At 62.0% G+C, this 17,409-nt stretch carries 17 protein-coding genes; 15 read left to right on the top strand and 2 right to left on the bottom strand.

The genetic code is table 11. The features are described 5' to 3' along the window. The first annotated feature begins 83 nt into the window (after positions 1-83). From secY to LVY71_RS15045, 9 genes are all read left to right on the top strand, one after another. Positions 84-1,415, top strand: coding sequence for a preprotein translocase subunit SecY (gene secY / locus LVY71_RS15085; protein ID WP_235100672.1), 1,332 nt, complete (start codon positions 84-86; stop codon positions 1,413-1,415). Next, positions 1,412-2,326 (top strand): adenylate kinase, encoded by a 915-nt coding sequence (locus LVY71_RS15080; RefSeq protein WP_235100671.1) that lies wholly within the window; start codon positions 1,412-1,414, stop codon positions 2,324-2,326. The genes secY and LVY71_RS15080 overlap by 4 nt, the downstream gene beginning before the upstream one ends. A gap of 160 nt (positions 2,327-2,486) precedes the next feature. Next, complete coding sequence (rpsM, locus tag LVY71_RS15075) at positions 2,487-2,855, top strand: 30S ribosomal protein S13 (RefSeq protein WP_235100670.1); 369 nt, start codon at positions 2,487-2,489, stop codon at positions 2,853-2,855. Positions 2,856-2,963: 108 nt separating this feature from the next. After that, positions 2,964-3,353: a 30S ribosomal protein S11 gene (rpsK, locus tag LVY71_RS15070; protein WP_006021048.1), complete on the top strand. Its 390-nt coding sequence runs from the start codon at positions 2,964-2,966 to the stop codon at positions 3,351-3,353. Between the two features lie 116 nt (positions 3,354-3,469). Beyond that, positions 3,470-4,501, top strand: a complete 1,032-nt coding sequence (locus LVY71_RS15065; protein ID WP_235100669.1) for a DNA-directed RNA polymerase subunit alpha — start codon at positions 3,470-3,472, stop codon at positions 4,499-4,501. 203 nt (positions 4,502-4,704) lie between these two features. Beyond that, positions 4,705-5,121 (top strand): 50S ribosomal protein L17, encoded by a 417-nt coding sequence (rplQ, locus tag LVY71_RS15060; RefSeq protein WP_235100668.1) that lies wholly within the window; start codon positions 4,705-4,707, stop codon positions 5,119-5,121. A 215-nt stretch (positions 5,122-5,336) separates the two neighbouring features. Beyond that, on the top strand, positions 5,337-6,419 hold the full coding sequence (locus LVY71_RS15055) for a methyl-accepting chemotaxis protein (RefSeq protein WP_235100667.1): 1,083 nt from the start codon (positions 5,337-5,339) through the stop codon (positions 6,417-6,419). 80 nt (positions 6,420-6,499) lie between these two features. Next, on the top strand, positions 6,500-7,294 hold the full coding sequence (locus LVY71_RS15050; RefSeq protein ID WP_235100666.1) for an SDR family NAD(P)-dependent oxidoreductase: 795 nt from the start codon (positions 6,500-6,502) through the stop codon (positions 7,292-7,294). A gap of 334 nt (positions 7,295-7,628) precedes the next feature. After that, a complete protein-coding gene (locus LVY71_RS15045) occupies positions 7,629-8,732 on the top strand; it encodes an alpha/beta hydrolase family protein (protein WP_235100665.1) in 1,104 nt (367 codons plus the stop codon). A 3-nt stretch (positions 8,733-8,735) separates the two neighbouring features. Here LVY71_RS15045 and LVY71_RS15040 read toward each other — a convergent pair whose 3' ends face one another. Further along, on the bottom strand, positions 8,736-9,278 hold the full coding sequence (locus LVY71_RS15040) for a MarR family transcriptional regulator (protein ID WP_235100664.1): 543 nt from the start codon (positions 9,276-9,278) through the stop codon (positions 8,736-8,738). 323 nt (positions 9,279-9,601) lie between these two features. On the opposite strand from LVY71_RS15040, the gene LVY71_RS15035 reads away from it, so the two are divergent. After that, entirely contained in the window at positions 9,602-11,065 is a 1,464-nt protein-coding gene (locus tag LVY71_RS15035) for a porin (RefSeq protein ID WP_235100663.1), read from the top strand. Between the two features lie 309 nt (positions 11,066-11,374). Here LVY71_RS15035 and LVY71_RS15030 read toward each other — a convergent pair whose 3' ends face one another. Then, positions 11,375-12,388, bottom strand: coding sequence for a zinc-binding alcohol dehydrogenase family protein (locus LVY71_RS15030; protein ID WP_235100662.1), 1,014 nt, complete (start codon positions 12,386-12,388; stop codon positions 11,375-11,377). A gap of 122 nt (positions 12,389-12,510) precedes the next feature. On the opposite strand from LVY71_RS15030, the gene LVY71_RS15025 reads away from it, so the two are divergent. The 5 genes from LVY71_RS15025 to LVY71_RS15005 all read left to right on the top strand — a co-directional run bounded on the left by LVY71_RS15025 (position 12,511) and on the right by LVY71_RS15005 (position 17,378). Next, entirely contained in the window at positions 12,511-12,933 is a 423-nt protein-coding gene (locus LVY71_RS15025) for a winged helix-turn-helix transcriptional regulator (RefSeq protein WP_235100661.1), read from the top strand. Between the two features lie 63 nt (positions 12,934-12,996). Continuing rightward, positions 12,997-14,391: a DegQ family serine endoprotease gene (locus tag LVY71_RS15020; protein WP_235100660.1), complete on the top strand. Its 1,395-nt coding sequence runs from the start codon at positions 12,997-12,999 to the stop codon at positions 14,389-14,391. After that, positions 14,388-15,719, top strand: coding sequence for a replication-associated recombination protein A (locus LVY71_RS15015; protein ID WP_235100659.1), 1,332 nt, complete (start codon positions 14,388-14,390; stop codon positions 15,717-15,719). The genes LVY71_RS15020 and LVY71_RS15015 overlap by 4 nt, the downstream gene beginning before the upstream one ends. Next, the gene (locus LVY71_RS15010; RefSeq protein ID WP_235100658.1) at positions 15,716-16,972 is read left to right on the top strand and encodes an RluA family pseudouridine synthase; all 1,257 of its coding nucleotides are present in this window, start codon (positions 15,716-15,718) and stop codon (positions 16,970-16,972) included. Before LVY71_RS15015 ends, LVY71_RS15010 begins: the two co-directional genes overlap by 4 nt. Positions 16,973-17,003: 31 nt before the next feature. Further along, positions 17,004-17,378 (top strand): hypothetical protein, encoded by a 375-nt coding sequence (locus LVY71_RS15005; RefSeq protein ID WP_235100657.1) that lies wholly within the window; start codon positions 17,004-17,006, stop codon positions 17,376-17,378. Positions 17,379-17,409: the final 31 nt, after the last annotated feature.

The following is a 17,409-nucleotide window of genomic DNA, read 5'->3' as shown; positions in this document are numbered from 1 at the left end:
CCTATATGGTCATGCGAAGTCGTAAAATCGTGGACGGCCGGGGTCTCCCCGGCCATGACGAGTAGAAGGATCGGGACCTGATTATGGCGTCTGCAGCAGAACAACTCGCCGCAAACCTCAACTTCTCGGCATTCGCGAAGGCTGACGAACTCAAGAAGCGCATCTGGTTCACACTGGGTGCGCTGCTTGTTTATCGGCTGGGCACCTACATCCCGCTGCCGGGCATCGACCCGAATATCTGGGAGCAGGTCTTCAAGTCGCAGGCCGGCGGTATCCTGGGCATGTTCAACATGTTCGCCGGCGGCGGCATTCACCGCATGGCGATCTTCGCGCTGAACATCATGCCGTACATCTCGGCATCGATCATCCTGCAGTTGCTGACCACGGTGTCGCCGCAGCTCGAAGCCCTCAAGAAAGAGGGCGAGTCGGGCCGCAAGATCATCAATCAGTACACGCGCTATCTGACCGTGGTGCTGGCGACATTCCAGGCCTACGGCATTGCCGTCGGTCTTGAAGGCGCGGGCAACGTCGTCTCCGATCCCGGCATGTTCTTCCGCATCTCGACGGTGATCACGCTGACCGGCGGCACCATGTTCCTGATGTGGATCGGCGAGCAGATCACCTCGCGCGGCATCGGCAACGGCATCTCGCTGATCATCATGGCGGGCATCGTCGCCGAACTGCCGTCGGCTATCGCCGGCACGCTCGAACTGGGCCGTCAGGGCGCGCTGTCTACGTTCCTGATTCTCGCCATCATCATCATGGCGGTCGCGGTCATCATGCTGATCGTGTTCGTCGAGCGCGCGCAGCGCCGTCTGCTGATCCAGTATCCAAAGCGCCAAGTCGGCAACAAGATGTTCGAGGGCCAGTCTTCGCATCTGCCGCTCAAGCTCAACACCGCGGGCGTCATTCCGCCGATCTTTGCCTCGTCGCTGTTGCTGCTGCCGACCACCATCGCGCAGTTCAACGCCGGCAAGGGACCGGAGTGGTTTCAGTGGCTGACCACGCAGCTCAGCCACGGTCGTCCGCTGTTTCTCGTGCTTTATCTCGGCATGATCGTGTTCTTCGCGTTCTTCTATACCGCGATCGTGTTCAACCCGACCGAGACCGCCGACAATCTCAAGAAGCATGGCGGTTTTATTCCCGGCATCCGTCCGGGCGAGCGGACCGCCGAATACATCGATTATGTGCTCTCGCGCATTACGGTGATCGGCGCGATCTATCTCGCGGTGGTTTGTCTTATCCCAGAGATTCTGATCTCCTACGCGTCGGTGCCATTCTATCTTGGCGGCACGTCGCTGCTGATCGTCGTCAGTGTGACGATGGATACGGTCGCCCAGGTGCAGGGCTATCTACTGGCGCACCAGTACGAAGGGTTGATCCGGAAATCCAAATTGAGGGGCCGCCGTAAATGAGGTTGATTCTTCTCGGGCCGCCGGGGGCGGGCAAGGGAACGCAGGCGCAACGACTGGTTCATAAGCACGGTATCGTTCAGCTCTCCACCGGAGATATGCTGCGCGCCGCGGTGGCCGCCGGAACGCCCATCGGCCTCAAAGCGAAGGACATCATGGCCAGCGGCGCATTGGTGCCGGATGAAGTGGTGGTCGGAATCATCGCCGATCGCATTGAAGAGCCCGACGCGAAGAAGGGTTTCATTCTCGACGGCTTTCCGCGCACGGTGCCGCAGGCCGAAGCGCTCGACGAACTGCTCAGGAAGAAGCACCTCAAGCTCGACGCGGTTGTCGAACTTCGCGTGAACGAGAGCGCCTTGCTGGAGCGGGTGGAGACCCGGGTCGCGCAGATGCGCGAGCGCGGCGAAGAGGTCCGGATCGACGATACGCCGGAGGTGCTGTCGAAGCGCCTGGCCAGCTACCGCGCCCAGACCGAGCCGCTGGTTCACTACTATTCGGAGAAGCGCAAGCTCATCACCATCGATGGCATGATGACCATCGAGCAGGTGACCTCGGCCATCAACCGGGTACTGGCGGCTCTGATCGAGCCCGAATCGTCCGCCAGGGCGGCGGCGCCGTCCGGCATGAAGACGGCGAAGCGGGCGGCCAAGAAGGCCAAACCGGCCGCGAAAACCGGGGCCAAAAAGGCCGCCAAAGCCGCAAAGAAGTCTGCCAAGGCGGGTTCCGCGACGACCAAAAAGGCCCCGAAGTCAGCCGGAAAGGCTGCCAGGGGGGCTAAAAAGGCAGCCAAGAAGGCCAAAAGCCGGACGGTTGCAGCCAAGGCCGCCAAGACCCGAAACAAGACCCGGAAAGTGGCCAAAAAGGCTGCGAAAAGGCCCGCCAAGGCCGCCAAGCGGTTGACGAAACGCCGCTAAATACATTAATAAGCCCGCATCCAGTCGGATAGTTCAGACGATGCCGGGCCCCGAAAGAAAAATGGGGAGGGCGTCGTGTTTGCGTATGTGAACACCCGCCCGACGCCAAAGACCTAACAAGACAAGCTGTCCACGATGGACGGCGACAGGAGCGAAGACCGTGGCCCGTATTGCAGGCGTCAACATTCCGACCAACAAGCGCGTTCTGATTGCGCTTCAGTACATTCATGGCATCGGCCAGAAGAATGCCGCGACCATCGTTGAGCAGCTCAAGATTCCGGCCGACCGCCGCGTCTCGCAGCTTACCGACGCGGAAGTTCTGCAGATCCGTGAAATGATCGACCGCGACTATCTCGTCGAGGGCGACCTTCGCCGTGAAGTGGGCATGAACATCAAGCGCCTGATGGACCTCGGCTGCTATCGCGGCCTGCGCCATCGCCGCGGCCTTCCGGTGCGCGGTCAGCGGACCCACACCAACGCGCGCACCCGCAAGGGTCCGGCCAAGGCCATCGCCGGCAAGAAGAAGTAACTTTCGTTTTTCATCGACCGATCCGGCTGTCGTCTGGCGGCCGGATGATCACCTGAATTTCCCCAGCGTCTGGAATCACGGACGCGCTTGAAGGAAGAGAAGAGACCAATGGGTAAAGAAGCCACACGCGTCCGCCGCCGTGAACGCAAGAACATCGCCTCCGGCATCGCGCACGTGAATTCGTCGTTCAACAACACCACCATCACCATCACCGACGCGCAGGGCAATACCATTGCCTGGTCGTCGGCCGGAACGATGGGCTTCAAGGGATCGCGCAAGTCGACTCCGTATGCGGCGCAGGTTGCCGCCGAAGACGTGTCGAAGAAGGCGCAGGAACACGGCATGCGCACGCTGGAAGTCGAAGTCGCCGGTCCGGGTTCGGGCCGTGAGTCGGCGCTGCGCGCTCTGCAGGCCGCGGGCTTCACCGTCACCTCGATCCGCGACGTGACCACGATCCCGCACAACGGTTGCCGTCCGCGCAAGCGCCGGCGCGTCTGATTGTTTGACTGCCGCGGGCAGGGTGCCCGCGTTGTTTCAAGTTGCGATGACGCGGACCATTGTTTGAAAAACGATGCCGCGCCGCCAGAACCTCCAACGCCAGTGATTTTGATGGCATGGGTGAACAAGTGACGATCCAGAAAAATTGGCAAGAACTCATTCGTCCGAACAAGCTCAACGTGACGCCCGGTTCGGATCCGACCCGTTTCGCAACCGTCATTGCTGAACCGCTCGAGCGCGGCTTCGGCCAGACGCTCGGCAACGCGCTGCGCCGCGTTCTGCTGTCGTCGCTGCAGGGCGCTGCCGTGCAGTCGGTCCACATCGACGGCGTGCTGCACGAGTTCTCCTCGATCGCCGGCGTGCGCGAGGATGTGACCGACATCGTGCTCAACATCAAGGATATCTCGATCAAGATGCAGGGCGAAGGCCCGAAGCGCATGGTCGTGAAGAAGTCGGGCCCGGGCGTCGTCACCGCAGGCGACATTCAGACCGTCGGCGATGTCGTCGTGCTGAACCCCGACCTTCAGATCTGCACCCTCGACGAGGGCGCTGAAATCCGCATGGAGTTCACCGTGAACTCCGGCAAGGGCTACGTCGCCGCCGAGCGCAACCGTCCGGAAGACGCGCCGATCGGCCTCATTCCGGTCGACAGCCTGTTCTCGCCGGTGCGCAAGGTGTCGTACAAGGTCGAGAATACCCGCGAGGGCCAGATCCTCGACTACGACAAGCTGACGCTGACCATCGAGACCAACGGCGCGATCTCGCCGGACGACGCGCTCGCTTACTCGGCGCGCATCCTGCAAGACCAGCTCAACGTGTTCGTGAACTTCGAGGAGCCCCGCAAGGAGGTTGCCGCCGAGATCATTCCGGATCTCGCCTTCAACCCTGCCTTCCTCAAGAAGGTGGACGAACTCGAACTGTCGGTTCGTTCGGCCAACTGCCTGAAGAACGACAACATCGTCTACATCGGCGACCTCGTGCAGAAGTCGGAAGCGGAAATGCTCCGCACCCCGAACTTCGGCCGCAAGTCGCTGAACGAAATCAAGGAAGTGCTGGCCCAGATGGGTCTGCACCTCGGCATGGAAGTGCCCGGCTGGCCGCCGGAGAATATCGACGAACTGGCCAAGCGCTTCGAGGATCACTACTGAGACTAAGCCGCCATCCTTCGAGGCCGTCGCAAGAGCGACGGCACCTCAGGATGACGGCTTAGAGCGATGTTTCCGTCATCCTGAGGTGCGAGGGCGAAGCCCGAGCCTCGAAGGATGACAGGAATAAAAAGGGCGAACGCAGGCAGCCCACCTGAACAGCATGTCCGACGAACGGTCGCGGCAAAGAGATTGAGGATTACCAAATGCGTCACGGAAAAGTTCACCGCAAACTCAACCGCACCGCCGAGCATCGCCGGGCGATGTTCGCCAACATGTGCGCCGCGCTGATCAAGCACGAGCAGATCGTCACCACCTTGCCGAAGGCGAAGGAGCTTCGCCCGATCGTTGAGAAGCTGGTGACGCTCGGCAAGAAGGGCGGCCTCGCGCTGCGCCGTCAGGCGATTGGCGAGATGCGCGACAAGGATCAGGTCAAGAAACTGTTCGACGTTCTGGCGCCGCGTTACAAGGATCGTCAGGGCGGCTACACCCGCATCATCAAGGCTGGTTTCCGCTACGGCGATAACGCGCCGATGGCGGTGATCGAGTTCGTCGATCGTGACGTCGACGCCAAGGGATTGGATTCGGGTCCGGTGCAGGAGCAGGCGTCGGAAGCCGCTTGATCCCGGACTTACGGAATTCAGAAAAGCGGCGCCTCGTGCGCCGCTTTTTTGTTTGGCGCAACGTCACGCGAACAACGACGGCCGATTTCGTGCTGATATTTTGAGCAATGGAGCTATTTGCCCGCCGCCATGGCACGAATTAATTTCTCCGTAACCACACTGTGGTGTGCTGGTTCCATTACGGACATCCCGGCAATTTTGACAGTCATCCATTCATGTTACGGGCCGATCACGCAGCGACAGCGGATACCGAGGATGTATCCGATATTTCGGCGCTCACCGCGCGCCTGACGGCTGAAGTCAATCAGATCGCCTGCGACAAGACCAAGAACATCCAGCAGATCACCGGCCAGATGAAGATGCTGGCGCTGAACGCGCTGATCGAAAGCGCGCGCGCCGGCGAACAGGGCCGCGGCTTCGCCGTGGTGGCGCAGGAAGTGCGCGATGTCGGCCAGCGCATCGAGACGATCGCGCGGCAACTTGAATCCGAACTGGTCAAGCGGACCGGCGACCTGATGCAGTCGATCGCACAGATGACCGGCCGCGCGCTGGGCGAGCGCATGGTCGACCTTTCGCTCAATGCCATCGAACTGATCGACCGCAATCTCTATGAGCGGACCTGCGATGTGCGCTGGTGGGCCACCGATTCGGCCGTGGTCGAATGCGCAACGGTGCCGGATGCCACTACGGCGGCCCATGCCTCCCAGCGACTCGGCGTAATCCTCGGCGCCTACACGGTCTATCTGGATATCTGGCTGTGCAGTCTTGATGGGATCGTTCTGGCGAACGGCAGAGCCGACAAGTTCGATGTGAAGGGGCGCAGCGTCGCCGACGCGCCGTGGTTTCGCGAAGCGCAGGCCCTGAAATCGGGCGACGACTATGTCGCCGCCGATGTCGAGCGTCAGCCGATGCTGGGCGATGCGCAGGTCGCGACCTATTGCGCCAGCGTGCGAGCCGGCGGCCAGTCGCACGGACGGCCGCTCGGAATTCTCGCCATTCATTTCGACTGGGAAGCGCAGGCCCGCGCCATCGTGCAGGGCATTCGCGTGGAGGATGATCTGACCCGCGTGCTGCTGGTCGACGCCAACTTCCGCGTCATCGCATCGTCGGACGGCAAGGGCCTGCTGACGGAGCGCCTGCCGCTCGCCGTGGACAGACGCAGCAGCGGTTACTACCAGGACGCATCGGGCGCGCTGGTGGCGTTTCACGCCACGCCTGGCTACGAGACCTATAAAGGCCTCGGCTGGTACGGCGTGATCGTCCGCGCCGCCGACACCAAGGTCAAAGCCGCAGCCTGACCGTCCGGCTTTATTCCCCGTTGCGCTGGTATCCGCTGCATCAGCAGCCATATGGACTCTCGCAGCAAGGGAGCATTTCCATGAAGATCGATCTTTCGGGCACCACGGCCATCGTCACCGGCTCGACCGGCGGTATCGGACTTGCCATCGCCAGAGGTCTCGCAGGGGCGGGCGCAAGCGTCGTGGTCAATGGGCGGACGCAGGCCAAGGCTGATGCCACGGCTGCGGCCATCGTGAAGGCCATCCCGGGAGCCAAGGTGCGGGGTGTCGGCGCGGACGTGTCCACGGCGGGAGGATGTGCCAGTCTCGTCAAGGCCGTGCCCGACGCCGATATTCTGATCAACAATGCGGGCATCTTCGAGCCGAAAAGCTTCTTCGATATTCCCGACGAGGACTGGGGCCGGTTCTTCGAAGTCAACGTGATGTCGGGCGTGCGCCTGTCGCGCGCCTACATGCCGGGAATGCTCAAGCGCAACTGGGGCCGCATCGTTTTCATCTCGTCGGAATCGGCCATCAACGTTCCGACGGAGATGATCCATTACGGCATGACCAAGACTGCCCAACTCGCGATTTCGCGCGGCCTCGCGGAGATGACGAAGGGCACCGCCGTCACCGTCAATTCGGTTCTGCCAGGACCGACCATGTCGGAAGGGGTCGAGGCCTTCGTGAAGGATCTGGCCAGGCAAAACGGCCAGTCGGTCGACGAAGCGGCCTCGCAGTTCGTCAAGCAGCATCGCGGAACATCGCTGATCCAGCGCTTCGCGACCGTCGATGAGATCGCCAACATGGTGGTCTACGTCTCGTCGCGCGAGGCGGCGGTCACCAACGGGGCGGCGCTGCGGGCCGAAGGCGGCATCCTCCAGACGATTGCCTGACCGCTGCCGACGTCGGCAGGGAATTGCCGGATGCGCCGCTTTTTGATCCATGTCCCGTGCTCATCGGGATGATCGTGACGTCGTGTCGCACGCCTAAACCCGGCGAACAGGCGCGTTGTCATATCTCTGTAATGCGTCTGTCGCATCTATGCGATGCCATCAGCATGGCTGCGATGCAACATAGCCGCTCACCTTGTCCGCGACATCCGCAGCTTCATATCAGTGTGGCCAGGTTGCAGCTTCCCGATGATCGGCTGATTAATTCGTGTGTACGACCCTTTTGGATAGCTCTTCGATCACCGTCGCGCCTCCGCGTTTTGAGGCGGGCGGCTGGATGCATTGGCCCGACAATGAGGACTACAGCCTTCAGTTCATGAGGGTGCTGGGCGCGGCGCAGGAGGGCAGCAGCACGATTTCGGAATGCTTCCTGACCGCGTCCCGTATCGTGCCGGGCGATGACGAGAGCTGGTATCGCGAATGGAATGCCATCGCCGACGCCAACAAGGCGCGCGGCGACCTTGCGCGTGCAGCGGACAATCTCACTTCGGCACGCAGCAACTGGTTGCGCGCGTCCAACTACTACCGGACCTCGGAGATTTTCTTGAAACTCGACGACCGCCGGCGCACGGCCGTGCTGGAAAAAATGCGCGCCTGTTCGGATCTTGTTGTCATGCACCAGCCATTGGGCGGTGAGCGGGTCCGGATTCCGTGTTTCGAGGGTGGCTTCGTTGAAGCCTATTTCCTGCGTGCGCCGGGAAGTGACGGGCCTGCGCCTGTCGTCGTCTGTGTCGGCGGGCAGGGCCATTTCAAGGATGCGCACCTGCACACACTGCTGCGGCAGGCTCATGCGCGCGGACTGTCACTGCTGCTGGTCGATCTGCCGGGGCAGGGGGCTTCGCCGCGAAACAAGGCGAGTGTGCGCTATGAGGTCGAGACCGCCATCAGTTGCTGCGTCGACTATCTGATTGCGCGTGGCGATGTCGATGAGCGGCGGATCGCCATTTTCGGCGACGGTCTGGGCGCGGCCTTTGCATCGCGAGCCGCCAATCTGGACGACCGGTTTGCCGTGTCTGTGTCTGATGCCGGCATCTGGGATATGCACGAACGCGTGTCCAGGATGACGTGGATGTCCGGCAAGGACGGCAAGGACGCCATCGCAGCGGAAATCCGGAGAATGGGGCGTCATGGCGGATTGGGGCAGGTCAGGTGCCCGACGCTTGTCACGTTCGGCGAGCGCGATTGGCTGGACATTGTTCACGCCATCGAGATGTGCAGGGTTTTGCGGGAAACGGGCGCGGATGTGACCCTGAAGGTGTTCTCCACCGACGAAACCGCGGCGTCGCATGCGCAGGCCGACAACCCGACGATCGGCAACGAGTTTGTTTTTGACTGGATTGCAACCCGCCTCGGTGTGTCTCAATCCGCTGGGGCGTCGTGACGGTCAAATCTCGACGGCGATCACCTGCGCCGCTTTCGACAGCCGCTCTTTGATGGTCGAGAGCTTGTTGTTCAGATCCCGCATCGACTGATCGGAGAAGTCCGAGAAAACCAGATTGTCGGCGACGACCTGATGCGAATACAGGTTGGCGATCTGCTTGTGCGCCTTCTCGGTGAGCGACATCAGCACCACGCGTGCATCTTCTTTGGAGGCGACGCGGCGCATGAAGCCATGCTTCTCCAGATTCTTGGTTTGTGTGGTGACGAAGGAGGGGTCGACATGAAGTTTTGTCGACACCTCCCTGACCGAAATTCCCTTGCCCTGATCGAGATCGTTGACCGCCATCAGAATCAGCCACTGCGGGCAGGTGATGTCGAGAACGCGCGCCCAGATGGATCGGATTTCCTCAAGGTGAGTGTTCACCGAAATGATGTCCCAGATGAACTCGCGCACCAGCGCGTCGTCCGGGCCTAATCCGCCTGCACCGCGTATGATTGTTTTGTGACGGCCGGATGAATTTTTCTTCGCGGCGGCTTTTCCGGCCATTTTTATTTCAACCTTGTGAAGCGCGCGGGAAATTTAATGCAGTCATGACACTAATGCAATCGTGGCATGCGGCACTTGGGCGCGTTGCAGGGAAAGCACACGCGCACATTCAAATAAATACATGACTAAATCAATTATTGAACTCATCCGAATAGTGGAGGCATTGTGGCCTGACTCCCGGGATCACCCGGGTGTCCCGTTCGATGGTTTGCGCAGAGTCGCTTTTCATCCGACGGTGAGCGGGGTTAAGGGGCTGAGACTTGGGTGTGGCTTGCGTCACAGGGGACCGGACCTTTCCTCAATTGGAAAATTTTGGAGGTGTTATGAGCAAGATTAAGAGCCTTATTCTGGGATCGGCAGCAGGTTTGGCTGCGATCGCAGGAGCACAGGCGGCTGATCTTCCCGTCAAGGCGAAAGCGGTCCAGTACGTGAAGATCTGTTCGCTGTATGGAGCAGGTTTCTACTACATTCCCGGCACCGAGACCTGCATCAAGCTGGGCGGCTATGCTCAGTTTGACGCGACCATCAACGGCACCGCCCACGGCCAGCCGGCCTGGAGCGGCACCATCGGTCAGCAGAACCGCGGTTCGGATTACTTCGTCACCCGCTCGCGTGTGAACTTGAACATCGATACCCGCACCGCGAGCGAATACGGTATCGTTCGCACCTACTGGTCGAGCAACTTCCAGCACACCTCCGGCGACGGTCCGTCGTCCGGCGTTCTCACCACGGACCTTGCGTTCGTCCAGTTCGCCGGCTTCACCTTCGGTAAGGCGATCTCTGCGTTCCAGACTCCCTGGGGCGGCGGTCCGGTTGGCGTGAACACGTCCAACCTGCTCGGCGGATACGACAACTCCACCGGCATCACTCAGGTTGCTTACACTTGGCAGTTCGGCAACGGCGTGTCGGCCCAGATCGGTGTGGAAGATAACCGCATTATCAACCGTGCTCCGATCTTCAACGGCACGGGCGTTGGTTCAATCTCCGCGGCCAACTTCTTCTCGGGCGCCTACACCAACTCGTCCGGTGGCAACGTTTCGCCTGACTTCGTCGGCAACATCCGCGTCGATCAGGCTGCCTTCACCGCGCAACTCTCGGGCGGCCTCCATAACATCCACGCTTCCTACTATGGAGCCAGCGAACCAACCGGTCACCCGACCGACGAGTGGGGCTTCGCCGTCCAGGGCGGCATCCAGTTGAAGAACCTGCCAACGGGACCCGGCGACAAGCTGTCGATCAGCGCGATCTACTCTGAGGGCGCGCCGAAGTACGTGATCGGCGGCACCACCGGCAACAGCTTCAGCGCATTCGGCGGTGGTGCGGATCCGGCGTTCTACCAGGACTTCGCTTCCGCAGCGTTGCTTGACGGCGTCTACAACCCTGGCGGCTCGATCCAAAAGACCAAGGTCTGGGCGGTTCAGGGTGGCTACGAGCACAACTGGTCGCCGAACTGGCAGACCAGCGTGTTCGGCGCTTACGTGAATGTCGACTATAACGACACCGCGACGGCAATCCTTCGTGGCTCTCTGCCGGCTGGTTTCCTTGTGGCCGGTAGCAACTACAATCCGGACTTCAATATCTGGCAGGTCGGTACGCGCACAGCGTGGACCCCCGTCCAGAACCTGACGTTCTCGGGCGAACTGCTGTACACCACGCTTGAAACTTCCAGCACCGGTGGCGTTGTCGCTGCTGCCGGCAATGCCGGTGCCTTCAAGCCGGCTGGTAACTATCAGTTCAAGGACCAGGGAATGTTCTCCGGTCAGCTCCGCGTCCGCCGCACCTGGTAATCGCCTGACGGCGATTACAATTTGAGCAAACGAACCCCGGCAGCCGAGCTGCCGGGGTTTTTCTTTCGCCGAGTTGCTCCAGTCGGTCTGCGCTGCACGCAATCGTGAAATGCGGAGCCCGGCAATTAGTTGACTAAATAAGGTAATGGCGGCATGGTTCAGAACGAAGCGGCAGCAATGCCGCCGTTTTCGAGCGAGGAGTTTCGCAGCACGTTTTCAGCCTGAAATCTCCAAAACCTCCGGCAATGCCCTGCCGGAGGTTTTTTATTGACCGGATCGCGCGCCGGTGATTCCGTTCCGGGCGGCTTCCTACCAGCCTTCCAGCACCAGCTTGCCGGTGGAACGGCCGCTTTCCAATTGCGCGTGGGCCTGCTTGAGATTCGCGGCGTTGATCTTGCCGAGCACCTTGTCCAGCGTCGTGCGCAGCACGCCGGTATCGATCAGGCTGGCGACATCCTCGAGCAGGTTGTGCTGCGCAATCATGTCGGCGGTCTGGAACGACGAGCGCGTGAACATCGATTCCCAGTGCAGCGACGCGGCCTTGCCCTTCAGCAAATTGACATTGAGCGAGGCGGGGTCGTCGATCAGCCCGAGCTTGCCTTGGGGAGCGATGATGTCCGCGAGCGCCGGGAAATGCGTTTCGGTATTGGTGAGGGCGGCGATCAGCGCAACCGGCGGAATAGCCAGCGCGGCGATCTGCTCTTTCATCGGTTTGGAATGATCGATGACATGATGCGCCCCGAGATCGATGCACCATTTGCTGGATTCCGGACGCGACGCCGTCGCAACCACGGTGAGGCCGGTGAGTCGCCGCGCCAGTTGGATCAGGATCGAGCCGACACCGCCGGCGCCGCCGATAATCAGCAGCGTGCGCGGATCGACGCTTTTGCCCGGCGCAACGCCGAGCCGATCGAACAGCAATTCCCATGCGGTGATCGAGGTGAGGGGCAGGGCGGCTGCCTGCGCGAATGACACCGTCTTCGGCTTGTGGCCGACGATGCGTTCGTCGACGAGATGAAATTCTGAATTGGTGCCCTGGCGCAGGATCGAGCCGGCGTACCAGACCTCGTCGCCGGGCTTGAACAGCGACACGTCGGGACCGACGGCATCGACCACGCCGGCCGCGTCGAAGCCGAGAATCTTGAATTCACCGGCAGGAGGTTCGGCGCGCTTGCGGACCTTGTAATCCACCGGATTGGCGGAGATCGCCTTCACCGCGACGCGGATATCGCGCCCAACCGGGTCCGGCCTGGCAGTTTCAAAGTCGATCAGGGCGTCCGGCGCGTCGATCGGCAGCGATTTCTTGTAACCCACGGCTTTCATCGTTCTTGCTCCATTCACGACCGTTCCGGCCGGCGCATTTACGTGTCCCGATCGCTGCGCATTTGCAAGTACTGTCATTTTAGGGATATAGTGACCGTTCGGATACCAATGGATTTTCCTCAATGAAACGGCAGAATTTCGGCTGCGCCCCCGGCTGCTCCGTGGAGGTGACGCTCGATCTGATCGACGGCAAGTGGAAGGGGGTCATCCTCTACCACCTGCAGGAGGGGCGGCTCCGCTTCGGGGAGCTGCGCAGACGACTTCCCAACATCACGCAGCGGATGCTGACCAAGCAACTCCGGGCGTTGGAGGAGGATGACCTCATCATCCGCAAGGTGTATGCGGAGGTTCCGCCGCGGGTGGACTATGAGCTGTCCGAGACGGGGCAGCGGCTGCGGCCGGTGATCGATGCGCTGAAGGCGTGGGGCGACGACAATCGCGCCCGGCTTGATGCGGCGTCGCGGAGCAAAGCCGCGGGGGCAAAGAAGGCCAGGCTGCAACCGGACGCCGCGCCGCGTCCCGCGCGGCAGCCCCAGCCGGTTTAATCGTCACGTCTTTCGCCGTCTTGGCACGACTTTATCTTTGGCATCAGGTTCAGGATTGTTTTTATGATCGTTGTCCGTGCGCTTTCCGCGCTTCTCGCCTCAATCGTCCTTGCCGCGCCTGCGCTGGCGCAGGATCGCGTTGTGCCGGCGTCGCCGGGGCAGTTGCGCATGTCCTATGCTCCCATCGTGCAGCGCGTGCAGCCTGCGGTGGTCAATGTCTACGCCGCGAAGATCGTTCAGAACCGCAACCCGCTGCTGGATGATCCGGTGTTCCGCCGCTTCTTCGGCGTGCCGGGCAATCAGCCTGAACAGATGCAGCGCTCGCTCGGCTCGGGCGTGATGGTCGATTCCTCCGGCCTCGTCGTCACCAACAACCATGTCATCGAGGGCGCAGATCAGGTGAAGGTCTCGCTGGCCGACAAACGCGAGTTCGAAGCCGAGATCGTGCTGAAGGACAGCCGCACCGATCTCGCCGTGTTGCGGATCAAGGACGCGAAAGAAAAGTTTCCGGTTCTCGAGTTCTCGAATTCGGACGATGCGCTGGTCGGCGACGTCGTGATCGCCATCGGCAATCCGTTCGGCGTCGGCCAGACCGTGACCCACGGCATTATCTCGGCGCTGGCGCGGACGCAGGTCGGCATCACCGACTATCAGTTCTTCATCCAGACCGATGCCGCGATCAATCCCGGCAATTCCGGCGGCGCGCTGGTGGACATGACCGGCAAGCTGCTCGGCGTGAACACCGCGATCTTCTCGCGCTCCGGCGGTTCGCAGGGCATCGGCTTTGCCATTCCGGCCAACATGGTGCGCGTCGTGGTGGCATCGGCAAAAAGCGGCGGCAATGCTGTGAAGCGTCCGTGGCTCGGCGCGCGCCTGCAGGCGGTGACGCCGGAAATCGCCGAGACGCTCGGATTGAAGCGGCCGAGCGGCGCGCTGGTGGCCAATGTGGCGAACGGCAGTCCCGCCGCGAAGGCAGGACTCAAGCTGTCCGATCTGATCGTGGCGATCGACGGTCAGGCCATCGACGATCCGAACGCTTTTGATTATCGCTTCGCGACCCGGCCGCTCGGCGGCACCGCGCAGATCGACGTGATGCGAGGCGGCAAGCCGGTCAGACTCACGATTACGCTGGAGACCGCGCCGGACACCGGCCGCGACGAGATGGTCATCAAGTCGCGTTCTCCGTTCCAGGGCGCGAAGGTCGCCAACATCTCGCCGGCGCTGGCGGATGAACTCAAGCTGGACTCCAGCGTCGAGGGCGTCGTCGTTACCGATCTGGCCGACAATGCACCGGCCGCCGGTGTCGGATTCCGGAAAGGCGATATCATTCTGGAAGTGAACGGCCAGAAGATCGCCAGGACCGGCGACCTTGAGAAGGCGACGCGCGAGACCTCGCGGCTCTGGCGCATCACGGTGATCCGCGGGGGGCAGCAATTGTCCGTTGTGTTGGGCGGATGAATTCGAAGCGACCACAGCCATCAGCGAATCTCTTCGCCGCCGCAGGCCTGGAGCAGGACGCGCCGCGTCCGCTGCCGGACAAGCTGCGGCCGCGCACGCTCGCCGATGTTGTGGGGCAGGACCATATTCTCGGGCCCGACGGCGCGCTGACGCGCATGCTGGAGACGCGCACGCTGGGTTCGCTGGTGTTCTGGGGCCCGCCGGGCACCGGCAAGACCACGGTGGCGCGGTTATTGGCCGATGCCACCGATTTGCATTTTGAACAGATCTCGGCGGTGTTTTCCGGCGTCGCGGACCTGAAGAAAGTGTTCGACGCCGCCCGCGCACGCCGCGAGATGGGCAAGGGCACGCTGCTGTTCGTGGACGAGGTGCATCGCTTCAACCGCGCGCAGCAGGATTCGTTTCTGCCGGTGATGGAAGACGGCACCGTGGTGCTGGTCGGCGCCACTACCGAGAACCCATCGTTCGAACTCAATGCGGCGCTTCTGTCGCGCGCGCGGGTTCTGGTGTTTCACTCGCTTGATGCGGAAGCGGTTGAAAAGCTCTATGCCCGCGCCGAAGAGGTCGAGGGCAAGAAGCTGCCGCTCGATGCGGAGGCCCGCGCGGTGCTGGTGCGGATGGCGGACGGCGACGGCCGCGCCGCGCTGACGCTGGCGGAAGAAGTCTGGCGTGCCGCGCGGAAGGACGAAATTTTCAACGCCGCGCAGTTGCAGGACATTCTCCAGCGCCGCGCGCCGATCTACGACAAGTCCGCCGATGGCCACTACAACCTGATCTCCGCGCTGCATAAGGCGGTGCGCGGCTCCGATCCGGACGCCTCGCTGTATTATCTCGCGCGCATGCTGGATGCCGGCGAAGACCCGTTGTTTCTGGCGCGGCGCGTGGTGCGGATGGCGGTGGAGGACATCGGTCTTGCCGATCCGCAGGCGCTGGTGATCGCCAACGCCGCCAAGGATGCTTACGATTTTCTCGGAAGCCCCGAAGGCGAACTCGCCATCGCGCAGGCGGTGATCTACGTCGCCACTGCGCCGAAATCCAATGCGGCCTACAAAGCGTTCGGCGCGGCCAAGCGCGCGGCGAAGGAGGGCGGCTCGCTGCTGCCGCCGAAACATATTCTCAATTCTCCGACCAAGCTGATGCAGGCCGAAGGCTACGGCGAGGGCTATCAATACGACCACGATACGCCGGAAGGCTTTTCCGGGCAGGACTATTTCCCGGAGGCGCTCGGCCGCCAGACGTTCTACAATCCGCCGGACCGCGGCTTCGAGCGTGAGATTCGCAAGCGGCTCGACTACTGGGCCAAGCTGAGAAAAGACAGATCATCATGAGCCGCCGTGTCAGAAAGCCTCTTGCCAAAAAGTCTGTTCGTGACGCCGGAAAGCGCGCCGGTCCCAAGCGCGCGTCAGACAAGCGTGGCTCCGACAAGCCGGCGTTCGACAAACGCGACGGCGAGCGAGGCCCGGTCAGATCGACCGCCGGCAAGTTTCCGCCGCGCCGGCCGGCCCCGGAGTTTTCGCGCTCGGCAAAGCCATTTCGGGAAGCGCGCCCTGAACCCGTGAGGGACGAGAAGCCCGCGCCGCCGCCGTTGCCGACGAAAGTGCAGACCGTCGTCGTCACCGCCGACGAGAACAACATGCGCGTTGATCGCTTCCTCGAACATCGCTTTCCCGGCCTGTCATTCTCGCACATCCAACGCATCGTCCGCAAAGGCGAGCTGCGTATCAACGGCAAGCGCGCCGACAGCAAGGACCGCCTCGAAGAGGGCCAGAGCGTCCGCATTCCGCCGCTGAAACTCGACGCGCCGAAGGCCGGCGGTGAACTGTCCGAAGCCGCGACCAAGACGCTCGACGAACTGCGCAAAATGATCCTGTTCGAGGATGCCGACGTGATGGTGCTGAACAAGCCCGCCGGTCTGGCGGTGCAGGGCGGTTCCGGCATGACCAAGCATGTCGACCAGATGCTGGAAGCGATGCGCGACGCCAAGGGCCAGAAGCCGCGCCTCGTGCACCGTCTCGACCGCGAAACCTCCGGCTGTCTGCTGATCGCGAAAACACGTTTTGCCGCCACCGCGCTGACGGGGTCGTTCCGCCATCGTTCGGCGCGGAAAATTTACTGGGCGCTGGTGGCGGGCGTGCCGAAGCCGAAGCAGGGGCGCATCTCGACGTATCTCGCCAAAGACGAGAGCGAGGAAGATTCCATCATGCGTGTCGCGGCGCATGGCGACGAGGGCGCGGCCCATGCGGTGACTTATTATGCGGTGGTGGAAGCCTCAGCGCAAAAGCTGGCCTGGGTGTCGCTGAAGCCGGTGACGGGCCGCACCCATCAGCTCCGCGCCCACATGGCGCATATCGATCACGCGATCGTGGGTGATCCGAAATACTTCAACAAGGAAAACTGGGATCTGCCCGGCGGCATGCAGAAGCGCCTGCATCTGCTGGCTCGCCGGATTGTGATCCCGCATCCGCGCGGCGGCTTTATCGATGTGACCGCGCCATTGCCGCCGCATATGCTGCAATCGTGGAACTTGCTGGGGCTTGAGGCCGACCGTTTCGATCCGATCGAGAACGCACCGGAGGAGTGAGGCTCTTGCCGTCGCGCCTTGGGATGACGATATGCCGGTAATGAAAAAAGCCGTCCTTGCAGTTCTGATCGCATTGTTCGTGCCGGGCATCGCATCCGCGCAACTCTATCCGCCGGGTGGTGTCGGCGCGCAGCCCGTGATTCCGTTTCCGACCGCACCGGCTGCGCCTCCACCGCCGCCGATCACGGTGCCGACCGTGCCGCAGATGAATTCACCGCCGCCCTTTGCCTTGCAGAACACGACGCCGGGCTACGTGACGCAGGACACGCCGCCAAAGCAGGTGCTCAAACGTCAGCGCCAGCCGTCGTTCAGCGACCGCGTTGCGCGCTGTCTTGATGAAGGCGCGGCATGGGGGCTGAACCCCAACCAGCGCGCGGCCTATTCGCGTTCCTGCGCCAACCAGTAGGGCGTGACCCCGAAAAGTGGACACCGGTTTT

It is taken from the genome of Bradyrhizobium sp. G127 (genome assembly GCF_021502575.1).
Classification (GTDB): Bacteria; Pseudomonadota; Alphaproteobacteria; order Rhizobiales; family Xanthobacteraceae; genus Afipia.
Note: the sequence above shows the minus strand (reverse complement) of the source record. Positions and strands in the feature narration are given on the sequence as shown.

Coding starts and splice junctions, on each gene's coding strand:
- secY (WP_235100672.1), top strand. CDS start 84: ATGGCGTCTGCAGCAGAACAACTCGCCGCAAACCTCAACTTCTCGGCA.
- LVY71_RS15080 (WP_235100671.1), top strand. CDS start 1,412: ATGAGGTTGATTCTTCTCGGGCCGCCGGGGGCGGGCAAGGGAACGCAG.
- rpsK (WP_006021048.1), top strand. CDS start 2,964: ATGGGTAAAGAAGCCACACGCGTCCGCCGCCGTGAACGCAAGAACATC.
- LVY71_RS15065 (WP_235100669.1), top strand. CDS start 3,470: ATGGGTGAACAAGTGACGATCCAGAAAAATTGGCAAGAACTCATTCGT.
- rplQ (WP_235100668.1), top strand. CDS start 4,705: ATGCGTCACGGAAAAGTTCACCGCAAACTCAACCGCACCGCCGAGCAT.
- LVY71_RS15055 (WP_235100667.1), top strand. CDS start 5,337: ATGTTACGGGCCGATCACGCAGCGACAGCGGATACCGAGGATGTATCC.
- LVY71_RS15050 (WP_235100666.1), top strand. CDS start 6,500: ATGAAGATCGATCTTTCGGGCACCACGGCCATCGTCACCGGCTCGACC.
- LVY71_RS15045 (WP_235100665.1), top strand. CDS start 7,629: ATGCATTGGCCCGACAATGAGGACTACAGCCTTCAGTTCATGAGGGTG.
- LVY71_RS15040 (WP_235100664.1), bottom strand. CDS start 9,278: ATGGCCGGAAAAGCCGCCGCGAAGAAAAATTCATCCGGCCGTCACAAA.
- LVY71_RS15035 (WP_235100663.1), top strand. CDS start 9,602: ATGAGCAAGATTAAGAGCCTTATTCTGGGATCGGCAGCAGGTTTGGCT.
- LVY71_RS15030 (WP_235100662.1), bottom strand. CDS start 12,388: ATGAAAGCCGTGGGTTACAAGAAATCGCTGCCGATCGACGCGCCGGAC.
- LVY71_RS15025 (WP_235100661.1), top strand. CDS start 12,511: ATGAAACGGCAGAATTTCGGCTGCGCCCCCGGCTGCTCCGTGGAGGTG.
- LVY71_RS15020 (WP_235100660.1), top strand. CDS start 12,997: ATGATCGTTGTCCGTGCGCTTTCCGCGCTTCTCGCCTCAATCGTCCTT.
- LVY71_RS15015 (WP_235100659.1), top strand. CDS start 14,388: ATGAATTCGAAGCGACCACAGCCATCAGCGAATCTCTTCGCCGCCGCA.
- LVY71_RS15010 (WP_235100658.1), top strand. CDS start 15,716: ATGAGCCGCCGTGTCAGAAAGCCTCTTGCCAAAAAGTCTGTTCGTGAC.
- LVY71_RS15005 (WP_235100657.1), top strand. CDS start 17,004: ATGCCGGTAATGAAAAAAGCCGTCCTTGCAGTTCTGATCGCATTGTTC.